Raw genomic sequence first — 19,781 nt, 5'->3', positions numbered from 1 at the left:
GATGCGCGCCCCCTTCGAAATGTCGCCGTCGTCGGCGAGCAGTCATTTGGAGTTTGTATGAAGTTACGATCGCTTATTCGAGAAAAAGTCGCCCAAAAGCTCGACCCCTCCGCCGGCGTCGCCCGCCCGCCTGGCCCCGGCGCGCTGGAGACCCTGAAGACGCACCTGAGCTTCGCGGGCGACCCGATCGGCAGCCTCCGCAAGCTCACCGACAAGCACGGGCCGACCGCGGTTTTTCGCCTTGGGCCCTATACCAATTATCTCTTCACCAACCCCGAAGATATCGAAGAGGTCTTGCTGCGCAAAAACGACGCCTTCCACAAAGACACGATGCTCCACGAGCTCGACGCTGTGCTGGGCCAGGGGCTGCTGACCGCCGAGGGCGACTATTGGCGCGGCCAGCGCAAGCTCATCTCGCCGACGCTTCGGCGAAAACATATCGAGAGCTATGCCGAGGTGATGGTCTCGCATACCAAAGATATGATGGCCGATTGGAAGACCGGTGAGGTGCGCGATTTTCACGCAGATATCATGGGCGTGACGCTTCGGATCGTGGTCAAGACGCTGTTTAACCTCGAGCTGGAGGCCGACTATCACGAGGTCGGCGAGCAGCTCGAGGCGGCGCTCGACTATTTCTTTGAGCGCAATAATACGATGTGGCGCTTTATGCCGGAGCCGCTGCCCACGCCGATGCGCGCCAAGAATAAACGCGCCATCGAGGGCCTGGACCGCTTGATCTATGAGCTTATCGAGTCGCGCCGCCGCCAGGCCAGGGCCGACACCCGGGCCGGGGTGGACGAGGGCAATGACCTTCTTTATCGGCTGCTGATCGCGGTCGATGATGAGGGCAATAAGATGGACAACCGCCAGGTGCGCGACGAGGCGCTGACCTTCTTGCTCGCCGGCCACGAGACCACCGCGTTGGCGGTCACCTACGCCTGGCACCTGATGGCCGCCCATCCCGACGCGGCCGCCAGGCTGCGCGAGGAGGTCGACGCGGTGCTCGATGGGCGCGCGCCCACGGCCGAAGACGCAAAGAAGCTGCCCTATACCCGCGCGCTGTTAAACGAGACGCTGCGCCTTTATCCGCCGGCCTGGATCATCGGGCGCGAGGCCATCGAGGATGTGCAGATCGGCGACTGGACGGTGCCGCGCGGCGCGCAGGTGCTCACGCCCCAGGCGCTGGTGCATCGCGACCCGCGCTGGTTCGACGCCCCCGACACCTTCCGCCCGGAGCGCTGGCTCGGCGACCTCGAAAAAACGCTGCCGCGCTTCGCTTTTTTTCCGTTTGGCGGCGGTCCACGCGTGTGCATTGGCAATTATTTTGCCATCATGGAGGCAACCCTAATCATCGCGACGATGGCCCAGCAAATTGAGCTGGAGAACGTCTCGACCGAGCCGCTGCGCATTCGCCCCTCGGTCACCCAGCGTCCGCTGAGCGAGATAAAAATGAAGGTCACGCGTCGCTAATTATTTATTGAACGAGGCATTATCGATGGATATCCCGAGTCAGAAAGGCCGCATCATTCTCATCACCGGCGCCACCGCCGGCATCGGTCGCGTCACCGCCCAGCGCCTGGCCGAAGCCGGGGCGCATCTTTTTTTGGCCTGTCGCTCCGAGGACAAGGCGCGCCAGGCCATCGACGAGATCAAGCAGCGCTGCCAGGAGAAGGGCTGCCCGAATGAGGCGATCGAATTCCTCAAGCTCGACCTCGCCTCGCTCGACTCGGTGCGCGCCTGCGCCGCCGAATTTTTGGCCCGCGATTTACCCCTGCACCTGCTCATCAATAACGCCGGGCTCGGCGGCATCCGCGGCCTCACCCAGGACGGCTTCGAGATGCACTTCGGCGTCAACTATCTGGGGCATTTTTTGCTGACCAATTTGCTCCTCGAGCGCATCGAAGACAGCGCCCCGGCGCGCATCATCAACGTCGCCAGCAAGGCGCATTATATGCCCGACGAGCTCGACTTCGACATCCTACACCGCTCCACCAAGACGGTCTCAGGCATGCCCGAGTACGGCGTCTCGAAGCTGGGCAATGTGCTGTTCTCGGCCGAATTGGCGCGCCGACTCGGGGATTCCGACGTCCACACCTACGCCTTGCACCCGGGCGTGGTCGCCTCGGATATCTGGCGGCGCATCCCCTGGCCGTTCCGCTCGATTGTCAAGCTCTTTATGATCTCCGAAGACGAGGGCGCCCAGACCACTCTCTATTGCGCCACCGCCGACCAGGTCGCCGACGACACCGGCCTCTACTACGACTCCTGCAAACCCAAATACCCCAGCCGCCTCGCCCAGGACGAAGCCCTCGCCAAAGAGCTATGGGCCAGGAGCGAAGCGTGGACGGGCCTATAAAAAAATGCGTTGCCCCGGAGCCAGCAACTGTCTTCATCTAGTGTTTCGGCATCGCCATGTCGGGGGTCCAAGACTCGCCCGACTTTACCATCGCATTGAGGATAACCAAAAGTTTTCGCATACAGGCGACCAGCGCCAACTTCTTTTCTTTGCCAGCATCAAGCAGGCGGTTGTAAAAAGCGTTGATAACAGGGTTATAGCGTGTGGCAACCAACGCAGCCATATATAAAACCTTACGGATCTCACTGCGACCTCCCCATGTGCTGCGCTTGCCTTTTCGGTGGCCACTATCGCGATTAAGCGGTGCGACGCCGACCAGTTTGGCGATTTCCTTTCGATTGAGCTTTCCCAGCTCGGGCAAATAGGCGAGGAGCGTCACGATTAGAATTCGGCCAACCCCGGGCACCGAGTTTAGACATTTTCCGAATGCCGCCGTGGTATCTTGAGCTTTTAGTAGCGCATCAAGTTCACTTTCGGTGTCTTTAAGTGCGCAGGGGGAGGTTCATTAAGTTCTAAAAATCGCACCGGCCATCCTAGTGACTCAACCCTTGGGGTTGGAAGTGTTATTCTTGGGGGCAAGGGCAACGAGACCAAGGGTATTTATTGTAGTGTTGGCGGCGGCAATGGGCGGACTCAAATTTTGAATTATAGTTACGATTTATAATGAATGGTTGTTGGTAGCTATGTCCGTTTCAGGTTGTGTGGTAATTTGGAGTGTGTATGAAGAAGTTGTTTGTTTTGGTTTTATTCTGCGGTCAAGCTTTTTTGCTTATGGCTTGCAGTTCCGACACCAATTCTGTCGGGTGTAAGTCGCAAGATGATTGTCGGGGAACGCGAGTTTGCGTGGATGGAGCGTGTGCCGACCGGGATGTCGACGCCTCCCCTCCAAAAGATGGGAATACTGTCAACGATATCGAAGAAGATATTGATCAAGATGATGGCGGCGCAGAAGATATCATTAATGATGCCGTTTCGGACGTTTCAGATGCGGATGCCGACGTAAATATCTGTCCGGATATATGCAATGGTGGTTGTCGAAACGGTGAATGTCATATTAAGAGTGTATCATTGGGTTCGATTGAATGTCCGGATGGTCTGGCGTGTGTCGTTCATTGTGAGAGAGATTCGAGTTGTAGACGCCCCGTCAAATGCGGTGATGGGAAATGCACCGTTCTGTGTGAGGGGGAATGGGCATGCCAGGGGCCCATCGACTGCGGCGAAGCGTCGCAATGCACGTTGCGCTGCCTGGGCCTTAACGCGTGTGAGGGGGCCATTCAATGTGGTTCCTCTGAGTGCAATATTGAATGCGGACAGGTCGGAGAGGTTGATACCGCTTGTAGCGGCGGGATCGATTGCGGCACGAATTCGTGCCAGGTGGCATGTCTCAACGATACGACTTGCGTTGAGTATTATTATCCCTGCCAGGACGAGGATTGCGGGGGCGCATATACCTGCAATGAGGCCGACTATTGCCGATGCATGGGGCCGGGGTGCTGGCCCACGCCGGATTGATGCGGGCGGTCAGTCGATTTCGATCGCTCTTTCATATCGGAGCCAGGCCTTCGATGTCTGGCTCCGGGTGATGTCGTCATCGCGCGGCCGGAATATTACGGCAGATGACCCGGTTAGTATCGTCAATATCCCGTATCTGACGGGGATAGATGATATATTTCCGCGCATTTCTACGTCCTCATTTCGCGCGTTAATCAAATGGTCGTTTGATTGTTTGATTTTTCGGCGCACAGGTTCTCCCATGCAAAACACCCCAGCAGAAACCGATCTCCTCGCCAAACTCACCGCGCCGCTTCGCGACAAAGCGCTCGTGATTTTCCGCGTCATGCTCAGCACGATCTTCCTCGTCGCGGGCACTAACCACCTGACGAGCCCCAACGGCGTCGCGACGCGTCTTGAGAGCGCCCCGCTGGGCTTTTTGGCGACCTCCATCGCCTCGGCCGAGCTGCTCGTCATTGCCTCCGGCGTCGCCCTGCTGCTCGGCGGCCTCGCGCTGGCCGCGGGCTTCAAGACCCGCTGGGCGGCGCTCTTGCTCATCCTCTTGTTGATTCCGATCACCATTACCGTCCAGGTCGGCAGCCTCGCCTCGATGGGGCCGCTGGCCAAAAATATTGGCCTGGGCGGCGGCCTTATTTACTTTTTGGCCTTTGGGAATAGTCCTGCCTCAACTTCCGATCTGCGCTTGAATTGAGCGTTTGAAAATCCCCAGTGTTTCATCCTCCCCGACATCGGTGGCGCGCATCGATTGAATAGATGCGCGCGCAGCCCCGTCAACCCCTGCCAATGCCCGTTGGCATAACTATTGCCTGCTCATAAGCTCGCCAATAACTCGACCGCGAGTGACTCATTCTTTCCGGGAAGTTGAAGATGAAGACGACGACGAAGATTCTGCTCGGCGCGCTCGCCTCCGCCACGCTGCTGGCCGCGGGGTGTGTCCTGCCGGTTAAAGCCGACGGGCTACAAAAGGTGCTGACGCTCGGCTTTGATAAGGGGCCGGTGAGCGCGGCCACGATCACCTCGCCGATGGCGCGCGGCGCGAAGCTCGCCTATTCGGTCACCGAGCGAGGCCAGGGGGAGCAAAAGCTGCGCGTGATCCAGGCTGAGTCCGACGACGAGTGGGCCATCGGCGTCGACGCAGTGGCGCAGAGCGCGGTCATCCTTGAGGCCCTCGAGGTCGGGAGCGCAGAGGTCTATATCGAGGCGGAATCCACCCATGGCTATTGGCTCGACAATCTCTTTGAGCTCAGCGTGGCCGAGGTCGACTCCCTTGACTTCGCAAACCCCTGCGAGCTCGGCGGAGAGGCTGCGTATTTTGTCGATTCCGATATTCGCCTGCATTATACAATGCGCGCGGGCTCCGAGATCGCGGTCGGCTACGGGCATTATCCGGTCGAATTTTGGCCGCTTTCGGGCGCAAAATTGGGCGAGGCGAGCACCAATGGCCTGCTGCCGCTGCGCACCGGCGTGTTCCCCGGCCGCGTCGAGATCAGGTCCACGGTCAGCGATGATCGCTTCAAGATTGACCTGGTCGAGCCGCGCGATGTCAACGCGCTAAAGCTCTTCGAGGAGGATATCTATAGCAGCGACAAGGTCCCGGTGCTGCTCGACACGTTGACGAGCCTGCATATCTTGCCCGAGGTCGGCGACGGCCTGCCGGTCTGCCAGAATAACGCCGACATGCGCGTCGAGGTGCTCACGCCAAATATTTGCAACGCCTCTTTTTACCAGGGCCCGCCGCGCACCGAGGACCTCTTTCATCTCTACGAGACCCAGACGCTCGATGTCTACGGGCTTAACCCCGGCGAGTGCACGTTCCGCGTCACCATGCCCGAGGCCGCCGGCGGCCAGGGCGTGAGCGTCGAGAAAACCGTCCGTATCGGCGGCTATGCCCCGGACATGCTGGACTGAGCATTTCGCCTATCGGGGCAGCGTTTATCCACTCGGACATTGCTGACGCATTTTGCCCGCAAATCCTGCCCCCGCGGGCCTATTTGGCGCGCTACGGGGTTGGCATAGGCGTTGCAGACTTGGATGCCCGGTGGTACGAGAAAGCAAATACCAAGCAATCTATTTGGGAGTATAAAGATGAATATTAAATCGAAGATGTTTCTGGGCGCCCTCTCCTCGGCGGTCCTCTTGAGCAGCGCGTGTGTCCCCGAGCAGACCGGCGCCGAGGGCAATTTGGTGCTGACCTATGATAAGGGCGCGGCCGCTGGCGCGACCGGAACCTCGCCGCTAGCCAAGGGCGCGAAGCTCAATTATTCGGTCACCAAAGCCGACGGAGATAAGCAGAAGCTTCCGATCGACGCGGCCCAATCCTCCGACGACAAGGTCCTCGCGGTGGCCGCGCTTTCGGGCGGCGCGATGACCCTTGAGGGGCTTGAGGTTGGGCGCGCAAATATCGAGGTGGACGCTCGCGATGGCGGCGACTCACTCAATGATACCTTCGAGCTCGACGTGGTCGAGGTCGACTCTCTGAAATTCGCCCACGCCTGTGAGCCTAACGGTGAGGCCGCCTACTTCGTCGACTCCGATATTCGCCTGCATTATACGATGCGCGCCGGGTCTAAAGTCGCGGTCGGTACCGGCTATTATCCGGTCGATTTTCTCGAGAGCACAGGTCTTGCGATCGGCGAGACCAGCGTCAATGGTCTTCTCCCGCTGCGCACCGGGGCGGACGCCGGTACCGTCGAGATTAATTCGACGGTCAGCGACGATAGCTTCTCGCTCAACCTGGTCGAGCCCAAAGACGTTCGGGCGCTCAAAGTCTATGAGTCTGAGATCTTTAGCGAAGGCCTGATCCCGGTCGCTCAGGGCGACACCGCGACTCTGCATGTCTTGCCCTTGATTGCCGATGCAGTCCCGGTCTGCCAAAGCAACGTCGCGATGACCGTCGAGGTCAGCACGCCCGAGACCTGCGAGGTCGCCTTCACCCAGGGGCCGGCGAAGACCGAAGAGCTCTTCCGCCTCTATGAGCCCCAGATTCTGGAGGTCAAAGGCCTGGCCGAAGGCGCCTGTGAGTTCACCGTGCGGATGCCCGACGCCGCCGATGGCGCCGGCGCCCGGGTGATGCCAAGCGTGAAGATTACGGGAAGCGGCGAGGCGGATGATTCCGCGACCGACGCCTAATCCCGCGGTTATTTGTCTGAATCCGACGCGCGCCTGAGCGCGTCTTTGAAGTCATCGAGGCTCAGTCGCCCGAGCAGGTCCTGCGCCGAGATGCGCTCGCCCGGGGCGGCGAGGCCGATCGAGTGCGCGAGACGCCCGACCACCTGGTCGGGCGTTTTGCCGTTGGCGCGCAGCGTCTGCAGTGACAGAGACTCCTCGCGCTTCGACATGCGCTCGCCGCTCTCATCGCGCATCAGCGGCACATGCCAGAAGGTCGGCACCGCGAAGCCGAGCGCCTCGAACAGCGCGATCTGGCGCGGCGTCGAGCTCAAAAGATCGCGCCCGCGCAGCACGTCGGTGACGCCCATCAGCGCATCATCGACCACCACGGCCAATTGATAGGCGAAGAGGTCGTCTGCCCGGCGCAGCACAAAATCACCGACCTCTTCGTCGAGCTGCTGGCAAAACTCGCCGGCCACTTCGTCCTGAACACACACACGGCGGCGCGGCATCCAAAACCGCCAGATCGGGATGCGATCGGGCTTCTCTTCGCGCACCGCGTCTTCTTCGGCCTCGCTCAAACCCCGACAGGTCCCCGGATAGATCAGCCGCCCGTATTGGTGCGGCGCGCTGGCCGCCTCGCGCACGTCGCGGCGCGAGCAATAACAGCGAAAGACCGCCGGGTGCCCGTCGTGGCGCAGCGCCCGCAGCCGGTCCAGCGCCTCGCGGTACAGGGCCGTTCGCTCCGACTGCACATAGGAGCCCACCGGCCCGCCGACGTCCTCGCCCTCATCCCAGTCCAGGCCGAGCCAGCGAAGATCCTCGTAGATGCGCCCGGCGCTCCCCTCAATCACCCGGTTGGTGTCGAGATCCTCGTTGCGCATGATGAAGACGCCGCCGACCAGGCGCGCCTGGAGCCATGCGAGCAGGGCGGTGCGAACATTGCCCAGGTGCAGCGGCCCGGTGGGGCTTGGCGCGTAGCGGGCGCGCGGTGTTTTGAGGCGAAGAGCGTTCGATTTTTGCAAAAGTTCGTCATAATTCATAGGTGTTATACATGGCGTAAATCTGAGAATTTGACAATCTGAGAGGTGTCGTTGATCGTGGACTTCTTTGGGCGAACTCCATTTTTCAATGAGGCCACGGTGAGCAAAACGAACGAACAAACCCCCGCGAATTCCGCTGACGAGACGACCCTCAACCCGAACTCCCATCAGGGGATGGAGGCGCGCGTTCGCCAGGCGGTCGCGCGGCTTTTTAGCCCCGAGATCGCGAAGGTCGCCGAGCTTGAGAACCTGGGCGGCCACGCCTCATTGCGCATCTATTGGCGGGTGACGCTGCCGGCGACCGACCCCGACACCGGCCAGCTTTTGGACCCCGCCCGCGGCGAATTCACCCGCATGGCGATGGTGCTTCCGATGAGCGGCGACCCCTTCGCCAGCGACGAGGGCACCTCCGAGGGCGACGCCGCGATCACCGAGTTGCCGTTTATCAATATGCAGCGTTATTTGCGAAAGATTGATCTTCCGGTGGGTGATATCGACCGCGTCGATATGGACCTCGGCGTGCTGCTCCTGGAAGACCTCGGCCAGCAGACTTTTGAAGATCGGATCCTTGCGGTCGGCGGCGACGAAGACGCGTTTATGGGGCTTTACCGCGAGGCGATCGACCTGCTGATCGACTTTCAGTTGGCGGTGCTAAACTCCGCGGGCGACCGGGCGCTCACCGAAGATTGCATCGGCTTTGGGCGCAAATTCGACCGCGGCCTGTTGCGCTGGGAGCTCGACCATTATCTGGAGTGGGGCCTCGACGCGCGCCTAAGCGGCGATGAGGCCGCGCGGGTCGACGCGCGCCGCGCCGACTTGAGCGCCGCGTTCGACACGATCGTCGACGCGCTGCTCGCCGCACCCCAGACCCTGGTCCTGCGCGATTATCAGTCCCGCAACTTGATGTATAAAGATGGCTGGCAATTGATCGACTTCCAGGACGCGCTGATGGGCTCCTGCGTCTACGATCTGGTGGCGCTGCTGCGCGACTCCTATATCGAATTGCGCGGCGACCAGGTCGACGCGCTGCTTGGCTATTATATCGCGCAGGGCGCGCGGGCCGAGCTTCCCTGGTGCGCCGACGAAGACGCGGTGGTGTCGACCTTCCACCTGCAAACCGTTCAGCGAAAGCTCAAGGACGCCGGGCGCTTTATCAATATCGACCGGGTCAAAGGTGACCCGAGCTTCTTGCCCTATTATGATGCCTCGATTCGCTATGTATTTGAGGCGCTTAGCAAATGTTCGGTCGGCGAGGAGTTGAGCGAAATCCTCGCCGATATCGAGCCGAGTTGGCCGCGCGGCTGAGGTCGTATCAGCGGGTGGCCACGGCCAGAAATAGCATCGCCGTCATCAACATAAAGGCGAAGCTCACCCCGGCGACGATCAGCAGCACGGAGCGCCGCTTAAGGGTCACCGTGGGCCCGCCTTCATCGGGCGAAGTCGGCGGCGTATAGAGCCCGGGCTGCTGGGCGTCGATCGCCATGAGCGGGCGCGACCCGGTGACCTCGCTGCCGGGGAAATAGGTCGATCGCCCGGTAATGACGCCCTCCTGCAGCAACTCCTGCTCGCGCACCATCAGGGCGTCGAACATCTCCATCGCGCTGGAGAACCGGTCCTCACGGTCTTTGGACATCGCCTTTTCGATGATCCCCGCCATCGTCGGCGACACGCGATCCGGGGCGACCTCGCGGGCCGGCCGCGGCTGCTCGAACGCCTGCATGCGCACCACTTCTGCGGCGCTCTTGCCGTCAAACGGTTTTTGCCCGGCCATCAATTCGTAGAGGATGCACCCGAGACTGTAGATGTCGGTGCGCGTGTCCAACTCATCGGCGCGCGCCTGCTCCGGCGACAGATAATAGGGCGTGCCGTAGACGATGCCGGTCTGGGTCAGCGGCATCTCGTCGATCGTATTGGTCTCCCCATACTCATTGTCCTCCAGGATTTTGGCGATGCCAAAGTCTAGGACCTTCACAAAATCGGGCTCCCCGCGAAAATTAGTCAGCAGGATATTCTCGGGCTTTAAATCCCGATGAATCACCCCGAGATCGTGGGCCTCGGCAAGCGCGCTCAGGGTCTGCTTCATGATCTTGATGACCTGTACCTCGCTGAGCAGGCCCCGCTGCATGCGCTCCTGAAGCTCGTCGCCGTGCACATACTCCATCGCCATATACAGCAGCCCCTCCAGGCGCCCGAAGATGAGCACGCGCACGATATTGGGGTGGGTCATCATCCCGATGACCTTGGCCTCGCGGTGAAAACGCGCCACCGTCTCGTCGCTGCGCGTCGCCCGCGAGCGCAGCACCTTCAGCGCGATGGATTGCCCGATGCTCGCCTGTTGCGCCAGATAGACCGCGCCCATGCCGCCTTCGCCGAGTTTTTTGATGACCTCATAGCCGCCAAATAACCTCTGGCCGATCAGGTCAACCGGCCCGGCGAGCCCCTGCTCAGGCTGCGTATTGATGCTCATAGTTAGCCTCCGACAGCACAATGAAATTGTACGGCAAACGCTTCGCCGGGTGTTTCTGAAAAGACGCCGGCTCTAACCGTCCAAAAAACGGAAGAAGTAGAAGCGGCATTGTAACCAGCAGGATCACGGGGTTGCAATCGCCGCGAGGGCTGAAGGCGAAATAGTTTTGAGAGCGGCCAAAATCCTCCGGCGCGGTGGCTCGATCCCCCCGAGTTTGTTATTTCCAAAACACGCCTGGGTGCTTAGGCTTGTGGGGAATTTCGCCCCTCAATTTAATGTGCAGGAAGTGACGATGACTCAGAAATTTGCGCCGGTTGATCTGCATGTCGACAGCATCATTCAGCAGCGGCTCTTCGGCTATAATATGACGCGGCGCCATCGCCCGGGCATGCGCGGGCAGCCGCTGTTCTGGCACGCCGACATCCCGCGGATGGTCGAGGCAAATTACGCCGGGGCCTGCCTGGGGGTTCATTATTTTCCCTGGGAGAGCGAGGCTGGCTGGCGCGAGATGAACCGCCAGATCGACTACCTCGATGAGGTGGTCGCCCAGGACGCGCGGGTGATGCGGGTGCGCAGCCCCGAGGATTGGGCCGAGGCGCGCCGGCGCGGGGTCATCGGGCTGGCGCCGGGGGTGGAGGGCGCGCATATGCTCAACGCAAAGCTTGAGCGGGTGGCCGAGCTGGCCGCGCGCCGCCCGGCCTATATGACGTTGACGCATTTTTGCAAAAACGCCGCGATCACCCCGGCGATGGGGCGCGGGGCGAACGAGGTTGACGGGCTCACGGAGTTTGGGCGCGCGTTGGTCGGCGCGCTCGAGGACGCCGATATCCTGGTCGACCTGGCGCACGTCAACACCCCCGGGGTGCTCGACGTCTGCAAGGTCGCGCGCCGCCCGGTGCTGTGCACCCACACCGGCGTCAAAGGTGTGTATGACCACGCGCGCAATATCAGTGATGCCGAGATCGACGCGATCGCCCAGACCGGCGGGGTCATCGGGGTGATCTTCGCGCCCGGGTTTCTGGCCGGCAAGCTGCGCGCCACATCCTCGGTGGTGGTCGATCATCTCGAATATATCATTCAGCGCGTGGGGATTCGTCACGTCGCGATCGGCAGCGATTATGATGGGTGGCTGCCGGCGATTCCCAGTGACCAGCGCGACTGCCGCGACATCCATATCGTCAGCAATGAGCTGATTCATCGAGGCTATTCGGCCGAGCAGGTCGCGATGATCATGGGCGAGAACGCGTTTGAGATGTTGAGTCGGGCGCGGCCGGAGTTTTGATAAATCGGGGGCTTATTTTACGACCCAGACGCGGCGCTCCCCGACGTCGACGCTGTGCAGGTCGACCTGGAAGACCTGGGAGAGCAGGGCGTCGTCGAGGGTAGAATTACTGGGGCCGTCGGCGCGGATCTTGCCGTCATCGAGGATGATGACGCGCTCGAAATAGCGGTGGGCAAGCGCCAGGTCGTGCAGCACGCCGAGCGCGGCGCCGCCGCGGGCGCAGTGGGCGGTGACTTGCTCCAAAAGCGCGATCTGGTGGCGGATATCGAGGTTGGCGGTCGGCTCATCGAGCAGCCACAGCGCAGCCTCTGAGGTCATCGTGCGGGCCATAAGCACGCGCTGTAACTCGCCGCCGCTTAGGACCGAGGCGGGGCGGTCGGCGAGGTCGGCGACGTCCAATTCGGCCATGGCGGCCAGCGCCTGTTCTTGGTGGGCGGCCGAGGGCAGCGAGAAGCGCGCGGTGCGCGCGTGAAAGCCCATCAACACCAGGTCGAGCGCGCTAAAGTCGAAGACCTGCGGGCGCGCCTGGGGGACGACGGTGAGCTGGCGGGCGACCTCGCGCCGGCTCATCGCGTGGAGGTCTTCGCCGCCGCGCAATTCGACTCGCCCCGAGGTTGGTTTCAGGAGCCCGGCGAGGATGCGCATCAGCGTGGTTTTGCCGACGCCGTTGGGGCCGATAAGGGCGACCGATTCGCCCGCCTCGATCTTGAGCGAGATATCGCTGAGCACCCGACGCTGGCCTTCGCCTGCGCCAAAACCATGAGTAATTTCAACGGCTTGCATTAAGGTCATGTCGGCCTCATCGAGCGCCATAAAAAGAAGACGAACAGCGGCGCGCCGATGAGCGCGGTGATGACGCCGACCGGCAAGGTGCTCGAGAAGAGCCCGAAGACGCTGCGTGCGATGAGGTCCGAGAGGATCAAAAACCCGGCGCCCGCGATCGCGCAGGTGGGGATGAGGACGCGGTGGTCGGGGCCCACGAGCAGGCGCACGCCGTGGGGCACGACGAGCCCGACGAAGCCGATAAGCCCCGAGAACGCCACCGCCACCGCCACCGCGATGCTCGAGATGAGCACCGTCCACCAGCGCACCCGCGCCACGTCGACGCCCAGGGTCGCCGCGTCATCGTCGCCCAGGCTAATGGCGTTGAGGTCGCGCGCAAACCAGATAAGCCCTAAAATACATAGGGTTACGGCTGCCGCGCAGCCGAGAAGCGTCGACAGCGCCATGCCCTCGACCGCCAGTGATCCCATCAGGTAGAAGAGCAACTCCTGGGCCTTTTGGGCCGACACGATGCTCTTTAAAAACATGATGATCGCGCTGGCGAAGGCGTTAAACACCACACCCGTCAAAAGAAGTACATAATTCGAGGTGCGCCCGGCCGGGGTCCAGCGCTCGACCCCGAAGATCAGCGCCAGCGCCCCGAGCGCGCCCACAAACGCGGCCGCCGGTACGCCGAAGACGAAGCCGCCGAGGGCGGCCGAGCCGAGGGTCAAAAAGAGCGTGCCGCCCAGCGCCGCGCCGCCCGACACGCCCAGGATATAGGGGTCGGCCAGCGGGTTTCGCAGCACGGTCTGGAAGACCGCGCCGCTGCTGGCGAGCGCCGCGCCCACCACCGCCGCGAAGAGCACCCGCGGCACCCTGGCGTTGAGCAAGATGGTCTGCTGCATCGGGTCGAGTGAGTTGGTGAGCAGGCCGCGGATGATCTGCCCGGCGCCCAGGTCGGAGCTCCCCCAACCCAGCCCGACCAGCGCGCAGCCAAGCGCCGCGACCAGCGCGATGGCGATCGTGCTCAGCAGCCTGGTGGCGCTCAAGGGTCTATTGGCAAATCGCAACAAATCGAGTCCGGGTCAGTCGTCTTTGAGGGCGTCGGCGCTGTTTTGAGCGTCGCCGCGGATGGCCTTGTGCATTATTTCGAGCCCCTCGACAAGTCGCGGCGCGGGGCGATGCAGCACCGGGTCGTCAAAATAGTGGACCTGGTTATTCTTGACCGCGCTCAGCGTGCTGTATTTTGCCCAGAACGCCCCGGTGGGCGAAGGCGCGTCGACCTTGTCGGGGCCGTCGGGGGCGATGGTCGCGTCGATGATGCGCTCCGGGTTGAGGCTGAGGATCTTCTCGATATCGAGCACGGGGTAGGGGTTTGGTGAGTCGGCCAGGACGTTGGCGCCGCCGGCGAGCTCGAGCATCTCGTGGCCGAAGGAGCCGGGGCCTGCGGCGACCAGCGGATCGTGCCCGTAGACCAGCATCACCCGGGGCTTTGGCTGATCGGCGCTCTTCGCCGACTCCGCGATCGCGTCGATCTTTGACTGCATATCTGCGCGTATTTCGGCCGCTTTTTCGCCCAGGCCGAGGGTGTCGCCGAATTTTTGGATGCCGCCGTATGTTTCCTCAAGAGTGTTCATTTGAACGAAAAGATAGGGAATCTTGGACTTCTCCAATTTGGCCACGAGGTTGCCGTCACTACCCGCGCTGGTACCCAGCACAAGGTCGGGCTTTTGGGCCAGGACGGCCTCGAGATCGACGTCGATAATGCCGCCAATTTTGGGCAATTTCTTCACCTTTGCTGGATAATCGTCGTAGCGCGTGACCGCGACGATGCGCTCGCCGGCGCCCAGGGCGAAGATGACCTCGGTGACGTTGGGCGCCAGGGTGACGACGCGCTGGGGGTTGGTCGGCAAGGTCTGGCTGGCCACCACCCGCAGGGTGGTGGTGCCAGGATCGTCTTTGGGCGCAACTTTTGATGCCTGTGTAGACTCGGACGCCCCATTGGAGGATGCTTGTTTCGCGGTTGATGTTGGCTCGCATCCGGCTAAGATAGACCCTGTCAGCAGGGCCGCGGCCAGGGCGATAAAAAAGTGGCTTTTGCCCGGCGTGGGCGCTCGCATTGATTGCTCAGAAAGGTTAGAATTCATATTGCGTCACCTTGCAGACTGATTTGGCAGAGCTGGAAGAAGTATGTGGGGGCTGCTCGTTTCAAAGGGCTTGACTGGGCCAGACTCGCTGCTGGTTCCAGGTTTTGCCAGGATTCATTATCCCGGACTATTTATGACACCGAAGGACGAAATATCACCGGCGTTTATCGAGGCTCGAATCACCGAGTTTGAGAAGCGGCTCGACCGGCTCTATCGGGAGTTTGAACTCTATTTTGTCGGCGTCGAGAAGCGCCCGCCGCATCAGGGCCGCCGCGACATTATGCGTATGTTCCGAGAATTGGAACAAATGCCGATGATTCGCACCGACCTTCGATTCCGGTTTCGTGGGCTGACGCAGCGTCTGACGACCTATAAGACCCATTGGACGCGCACCGAGCGCCAGATCGAGGATGGGACCTACCACCGCGATGTTGCGCGCGCAAAGGCGCGTCAACAAAGGCGTGCGGAGCGCGAGGCGCTGGAAGAAGAGGAGACGGAGGCCCATGAGGGAGAGGCCAACGAGTTTGTGCGCCACGGGCAGGCGACCGACGGGGCGTTTGAGCTTGGCGAGTGGGACCTCGATGACCTCGATCTGTCGAGTCTGGAGCAAGAATTCGAGCAAATGGACAAGCGCGGGGAGTTCGAGAAATACGTGGGCACGCGCAAGGTTCGCCAGCCCGAACCGGTGGTGGAGCCGCCGGCGCCGCGCTCTCCGACCTATGAAGACCCCGCGTCCGCGCCCGCGGTGGACGAGGCGATCAAGAGACAGCGGCTTGCAGAATTGCAGGCGAAGTTGGGACTTTCGACCGGCGGCGGGCCTGGGCCGAAGAACCCGTTCGAGCGCAGCCAGCAGGGCGTGACGCAGCGCGCTCGCCCCGAGAATCCCTCCGCGCCCGGGCGCGGCGCCGACGTGTCAAAGTTGCGTAAATTGCAGCGGGCCAAGGAGCGTATCACCCGTGCGCGCGAGCAGGCGCCTCAGGAGACGCCCCAGGCGCGCGCGGAGTCCGCGCTCAGCGCCGCGCGTCCCAACCGGATTATCCAGCGCGCCAGCGCGGTGACGCCGCCTGCGGCGACCTCCTCGGGAGGTTTTAGCGAGGAGAAGTCGCGCAAGATCTACAACACGCTTCTGCAGGCCAAAGAGCGGTGCAAAGAGGATACGAGCAAGCTAAATTACGACGCGTTTCGTCACACGATTGAGCGACAGCGCACTCAAATTCAGCGCACCAAGGGCGCGCGCGACGTCGATTTTAAGGTCGTCATCAAAGATGGCCGCGCGTTCTTAAAACCCGAGACCAAAGACTGAACCGGCGGCCTTTCCCTCGGTTTTTTCTGCAGCGATCTTGAGCCCCCGGGTCATCATAGACTATTGAGGGGGCGAAATAATCGTGCCCGCTGTCTTGTTTTGCGCGGGCCTTGTGACAAGACGCGCTGAACGTACAACCCCATCATTTTAGGTGCCATTATCGGACGAAAAGTTCACGGAGATTTGAGCGGTTTAAAATCAAGCCAGCAACGCGCGCTTGAAAAGCTCTACCGCCACCAGGTCAACTCTGCCGCCCCTGTGACCCAGGGGTTTGCCAACCGGCTTACCGAGATATCGGGCGAGATCAACCGCGTGGTCGCGGTTCTGGTGGACCGCGCCGGGCAGGTTGACGCGGTGGTCGTGGGTGACGCGAAGCGGGTGTACTTGCCCGATATCGGGCGTCAGCGCGCGGCCCAGGACCGCTTCCGTGGGATCCGGCTGATCCGAACCTATTTGGAGAGCGGCGGCCACGGGGTGGAGCTGACCAACGACGATCTCACCGACCTGTCGAAGCTGCAGCTCGATATGGTGATGAGCATCGCGGTGGGGCACCACGGCGAGGCGAGCTATACGAAGTGGGCGCATCTGTTGCCGCAGAATCCCGAGGAGCGCGCCTGGGAGATTCATAGCGAGGAGCGCCCGCACGATTGTTTCTTCGACTTCGCGGAGTTTATCCGCGAGCTCGAGGGCGAGTTTGAGCGCAAGACCTCATCGCTGCTCAAGACGGGCCAAGACCCCGCACTGCTGGTCTATGTCGCGACCCCAGGCGGGCGCGACGAAGAGATCGAGCTGGCGGAGCTGCTCGAATTGGCGCGCACCGCGGGCGTCGAGATCGTCGACACGATGGTGCAGCGGCGCACGCAAGTGCATCCGAAATACGCGGTCGGCAAGGGCAAGATCGAGGAGCTCACGCTGCGGGCGTTGCAGCTCGACTGCGACCTCGTCATCTTCGCCCAGGACCTCACGCCGGGGCAATTGCGCGCGATCACCGACGCCACCGAGCTCAAGGTCATCGACCGCACCCAGCTCATTCTGGACATCTTCGCCCAGCGCGCGAAGTCGCGCGACGGTAAGGTGCAGGTTGAGCTCGCCCAGCTCAAATATAGCCTGCCGCGACTGCACTCCAAGAGCACCGGGATGAGCCGGCTCGCCGGCGGCATCGGTGGGCGTGGGCCGGGTGAGACGAAGCTCGAGATCAATCGGCGTCGCGCGCACGATAAGATCGGCGAATTAGAGCGCGAGATCGTCAAGATTGGCGAGCAGCGCGAGCTGCGGCGCAAGCGGCGCCAGAAGAGTGATATCCCGATCGTGAGCGTCGTCGGCTATACCAACGCCGGCAAGTCGACGCTGCTCAACGGGCTGACGCAATCGTCGGTGCTCATGGAGGATAAGCTCTTCGCGACCCTGCGCCCGACGAGCCGACGCCTGCGCTACGGCAACGGCCCGGAGATGATCCTGACCGACACGGTCGGGTTTATCCACGAGCTGCCCGAGGAGCTGGTCTCAGCGTTTAAGGCCACGCTCGAGGAGCTCGGCGAGGCCGATCTGCTGATTCACCTGGTTGATATTTCGAATGAGAATTTTGAAGCGCGCATGGACGCGGTCAACCGCATCCTGAAGGATATCGATCTAGGAGATAAAGAGCAGGTATTGGTCTTTAATAAAGTAGACCTGCTCAAGCCCAAGGTTGTGAAGGCGTTGTGTCGGCGTTTCGACGCGGTGCCGATCTCGGCGTTGGATCTTGAGACGACCCACGTCCTGATCGAGAAGTTGGCCAGCCGTCTATTTAGTCAGCGCCGCGCCCAGGCGAGTGGACGCGACGCGACGGTTGATCCGGAACTCTACGATTAATTGCAGCCGAGTTCGTCCATTTGGCGCTGAATCGCGGCCGGATTCTTCGGTTTGGTGCCAAGGAAGCGCTTGAAGTTATTGCAGGCCGCCGACGTGTTGCCCTGCTGCTTATAGGCGATGGCAAGGATGCGATAGCAGCCGCTATTGCCGCCTCGAAGCGCCTTTTTGCAGTCGGCGATGGCGCCGGAGGTGTCGTTCTTGAAGATCTTACCCTGCGCGCTGACGTAGAGCTCCTTGGCCTCGGCAGCGCTCACGCGGTTGCTGGACTTGGGTTTGGCGGCCGGTTTGGACGGGCGTGACTTCGTGCTGCTTGGCGAAGCCTTCGGTGCCGTTTTTGCGGCCACTTCGACCGGCTTGGCGTCGAGCTTTTCGAGCAAGGCAACGGCAGCCGGGTAGTCATCTTCTTCGGCGAGCGCGCGCTCGGCCAGGGTGCGTGCTTTCTGGGCGTCACCGTCTTCCAGGGCCTTCTCGGCGCTGGAGACGATGCCGGCGAGGGCGTCGTTGCGAAGCCCCTCATCTTCGCTAATTTTGGCGAAAATAGAGTGCTGGGGGATCTTCGAGAGTTGCTCGAGCGCATCGGCGTAGGCGGAGGCCTTTAGCCGCTCTTTGGCCGTCGAATAATGTTTGGCGAATGGTTTTTCGTTCTTTGCGTTCCCCATCAACTCCGCGATCGCGTTCTGTTCGTCGGGAGTAGGGTCGAGGAATTTTTTGGCGGATTCCAGCGAACCCAGCGCCTTGTCGATCTTGCCGGTGCGGATGTCCTCGCTGGCCTCTTGGATCGCTTGGGCGACCTTGGAAGTCTCCGCGCCAGCTTCGGCGGGTGCTCCGGGCTGCTCGGCTTGGGCGAGGGGGTCAGCAGGCGCGGCGAGCGCGGCGGATGGGTCGTTGGCGGGTTTGTCGGAATTCCCGAAGATGACAGCGGCGGCCCCGGCACCGACAAGCAGCACGATGATCAACGCGATAAGCGGCATCTTGCTTGAGGATTGTGCGGGGAGGTCGAAGTCGTGTTCTACGAGTTCGTTGGCGGGTTGGGGAGTGAAGACATAGTTTTCCCCCGGGGCAACGAAGCGAAATTTAACGTGACCCAATTCGACCACGTCGCCGCGTTTTACCTGAACCGCTCTGTATTGCTCGCCGCCGACGGTGACGCCATTTTTACTTTTTAGGTCGACAATCTGGTAGTGGTTGCCGTTCTCGCGAATGACCTTGGCGTGGCGCTGGGAGACCGAGCGATGGTCGATGATGATGTCGCAATCTTCACCGCGCCCGATGATCATCTCTGGGCGGTTAAGCGGGAATTCCTGGCCGGCAAAATTACTCGAGATGACCACCAATTTGGCGGGCATCGCGGGAATGACCTGGGTCTTCTCGTCGCGAAGCGGCGGCTTCCCCGGTTTTTGAGCGGGCATTGGCGGCGCTTTGGTCGCAGGCTTCTTGCTCTTTAAGGTGAGGCTATACGCCCCGATGCTGATGACATCACCGGGCGAGAACTCCTCGCGCTGTTTGATCTTGACGCCGTTCTTTTTGACGCCATAGCGAGCGTTTACATCCTCAACGAAAATACGACCGTCTTCACGAAGCACGCGCGCGTGTTCGCGCGAAACGTCGCGTTCGGTCAGCCGGATGGTATTACCTTCCTTTCGACCGATAGTTATTTCGTCTCGAATGATGGGAACAGTGCTTGTGCTTCCCTCTTCATCCGCGATGACCAGCTTGTACATGCAAGATCCCTCTAAGCAGGTCTCGGGCCACCGGGAGCGCTATTGAAAACGGGAAGACCCCGGGAGCGACCTGGCCACTTCATGAGATTGTCGATGCGCTGCCATCCCTACGTGGGCGCCAAATGAGCGAGGCGAAGAACCCAGTCAATGTGGGCTTTAGATGGCACAACGTATTATTAGCACAGCAAACGCAATCGTTCAATTTTACATCACGCAATATCTTTTC

General features: G+C 61.3%; 15 protein-coding genes and 1 pseudogene. 9 read left to right on the top strand and 7 right to left on the bottom strand.

The features are described from left to right. Window positions 1-57 precede the first annotated feature (57 nt). Both DN745_RS16145 and DN745_RS16140 read left to right on the top strand, forming a co-directional pair. On the top strand, window positions 58-1,470 hold the full coding sequence (locus tag DN745_RS16145) for a cytochrome P450 (protein ID WP_111336402.1): 1,413 nt from the start codon (window positions 58-60) through the stop codon (window positions 1,468-1,470). 25 nt (window positions 1,471-1,495) lie between these two features. Beyond that, on the top strand, window positions 1,496-2,356 hold the full coding sequence (locus DN745_RS16140; protein WP_111337769.1) for an SDR family oxidoreductase: 861 nt from the start codon (window positions 1,496-1,498) through the stop codon (window positions 2,354-2,356). A gap of 37 nt (window positions 2,357-2,393) precedes the next feature. Here DN745_RS16140 and DN745_RS16135 read toward each other — a convergent pair. Further along, window positions 2,394-2,777 (bottom strand): annotated as a pseudogene (locus DN745_RS16135) (transposase); the annotation flags it as partial. A gap of 1,332 nt (window positions 2,778-4,109) precedes the next feature. Between DN745_RS16135 and DN745_RS16125 the strand changes: the two are divergent. The 3 genes from DN745_RS16125 to DN745_RS16115 all read left to right on the top strand — a co-directional run bounded on the left by DN745_RS16125 (window position 4,110) and on the right by DN745_RS16115 (window position 6,997). Further along, window positions 4,110-4,559 carry a DoxX family membrane protein gene (locus DN745_RS16125; protein WP_111336398.1) on the top strand — a complete coding sequence of 150 codons (450 nt, stop codon included), beginning with the start codon at window positions 4,110-4,112 and terminating at the stop codon, window positions 4,557-4,559. Between the two features lie 176 nt (window positions 4,560-4,735). Then, the gene (locus DN745_RS16120; RefSeq protein WP_111336396.1) at window positions 4,736-5,776 is read left to right on the top strand and encodes a hypothetical protein; all 1,041 of its coding nucleotides are present in this window, start codon (window positions 4,736-4,738) and stop codon (window positions 5,774-5,776) included. A gap of 177 nt (window positions 5,777-5,953) precedes the next feature. Further along, complete coding sequence (locus DN745_RS16115) at window positions 5,954-6,997, top strand: hypothetical protein (RefSeq protein WP_111336395.1); 1,044 nt, start codon at window positions 5,954-5,956, stop codon at window positions 6,995-6,997. 8 nt (window positions 6,998-7,005) lie between these two features. Here DN745_RS16115 and gluQRS read toward each other — a convergent pair whose 3' ends face one another. Beyond that, window positions 7,006-8,019 carry a tRNA glutamyl-Q(34) synthetase GluQRS gene (gluQRS, locus tag DN745_RS16110; RefSeq protein ID WP_111336393.1) on the bottom strand — a complete coding sequence of 338 codons (1,014 nt, stop codon included), beginning with the start codon at window positions 8,017-8,019 and terminating at the stop codon, window positions 7,006-7,008. 99 nt (window positions 8,020-8,118) lie between these two features. On the opposite strand from gluQRS, the gene DN745_RS16105 reads away from it, so the two are divergent. Beyond that, on the top strand, window positions 8,119-9,324 hold the full coding sequence (locus tag DN745_RS16105; protein WP_133622139.1) for an aminoglycoside phosphotransferase family protein: 1,206 nt from the start codon (window positions 8,119-8,121) through the stop codon (window positions 9,322-9,324). 7 nt (window positions 9,325-9,331) lie between these two features. Here DN745_RS16105 and DN745_RS16100 read toward each other — a convergent pair whose 3' ends face one another. Further along, on the bottom strand, window positions 9,332-10,486 hold the full coding sequence (locus tag DN745_RS16100) for a serine/threonine protein kinase (RefSeq protein WP_111336390.1): 1,155 nt from the start codon (window positions 10,484-10,486) through the stop codon (window positions 9,332-9,334). Between the two features lie 292 nt (window positions 10,487-10,778). On the opposite strand from DN745_RS16100, the gene DN745_RS16095 reads away from it, so the two are divergent. Beyond that, window positions 10,779-11,768: a dipeptidase gene (locus DN745_RS16095; protein ID WP_111336388.1), complete on the top strand. Its 990-nt coding sequence runs from the start codon at window positions 10,779-10,781 to the stop codon at window positions 11,766-11,768. A gap of 12 nt (window positions 11,769-11,780) precedes the next feature. On the opposite strand, the gene DN745_RS16090 is transcribed toward DN745_RS16095, so the two are convergent. Genes DN745_RS16090 through DN745_RS16080 form a run of 3 tightly spaced genes read right to left on the bottom strand, consistent with a single transcriptional unit; the run spans window position 11,781 to window position 14,680 of the window. Beyond that, window positions 11,781-12,560 (bottom strand): ABC transporter ATP-binding protein, encoded by a 780-nt coding sequence (locus tag DN745_RS16090; protein ID WP_162687728.1) that lies wholly within the window; start codon window positions 12,558-12,560, stop codon window positions 11,781-11,783. Then, window positions 12,557-13,582, bottom strand: a complete 1,026-nt coding sequence (locus DN745_RS16085) for a FecCD family ABC transporter permease (RefSeq protein ID WP_204355023.1) — start codon at window positions 13,580-13,582, stop codon at window positions 12,557-12,559. The genes DN745_RS16090 and DN745_RS16085 overlap by 4 nt, the downstream gene beginning before the upstream one ends. Window positions 13,583-13,618: 36 nt before the next feature. Beyond that, window positions 13,619-14,680, bottom strand: coding sequence for an ABC transporter substrate-binding protein (locus DN745_RS16080; RefSeq protein WP_111336382.1), 1,062 nt, complete (start codon window positions 14,678-14,680; stop codon window positions 13,619-13,621). Window positions 14,681-14,813: 133 nt separating this feature from the next. Here DN745_RS16080 and DN745_RS16075 point away from each other — a divergent pair, with 133 nt between their 5' ends. Further along, window positions 14,814-15,983 (top strand): MXAN_5187 C-terminal domain-containing protein, encoded by a 1,170-nt coding sequence (locus tag DN745_RS16075; protein ID WP_111336381.1) that lies wholly within the window; start codon window positions 14,814-14,816, stop codon window positions 15,981-15,983. 183 nt (window positions 15,984-16,166) lie between these two features. Further along, window positions 16,167-17,834: a GTPase HflX gene (hflX, locus tag DN745_RS16070; RefSeq protein WP_204355022.1), complete on the top strand. Its 1,668-nt coding sequence runs from the start codon at window positions 16,167-16,169 to the stop codon at window positions 17,832-17,834. Here hflX and DN745_RS16065 read toward each other — a convergent pair. Beyond that, window positions 17,831-19,555: an FHA domain-containing protein gene (locus DN745_RS16065; RefSeq protein ID WP_111336377.1), complete on the bottom strand. Its 1,725-nt coding sequence runs from the start codon at window positions 19,553-19,555 to the stop codon at window positions 17,831-17,833. The genes hflX and DN745_RS16065 overlap by 4 nt on opposite strands. Between the last annotated feature and the right edge of the window lie 226 nt (window positions 19,556-19,781).

Source organism: Bradymonas sediminis (genome assembly GCF_003258315.1).
GTDB classification, from domain to species: domain Bacteria; phylum Myxococcota_A; class Bradymonadia; order Bradymonadales; family Bradymonadaceae; genus Bradymonas; species Bradymonas sediminis.
This window is presented reverse-complemented; position numbering and strand designations above follow the sequence as displayed.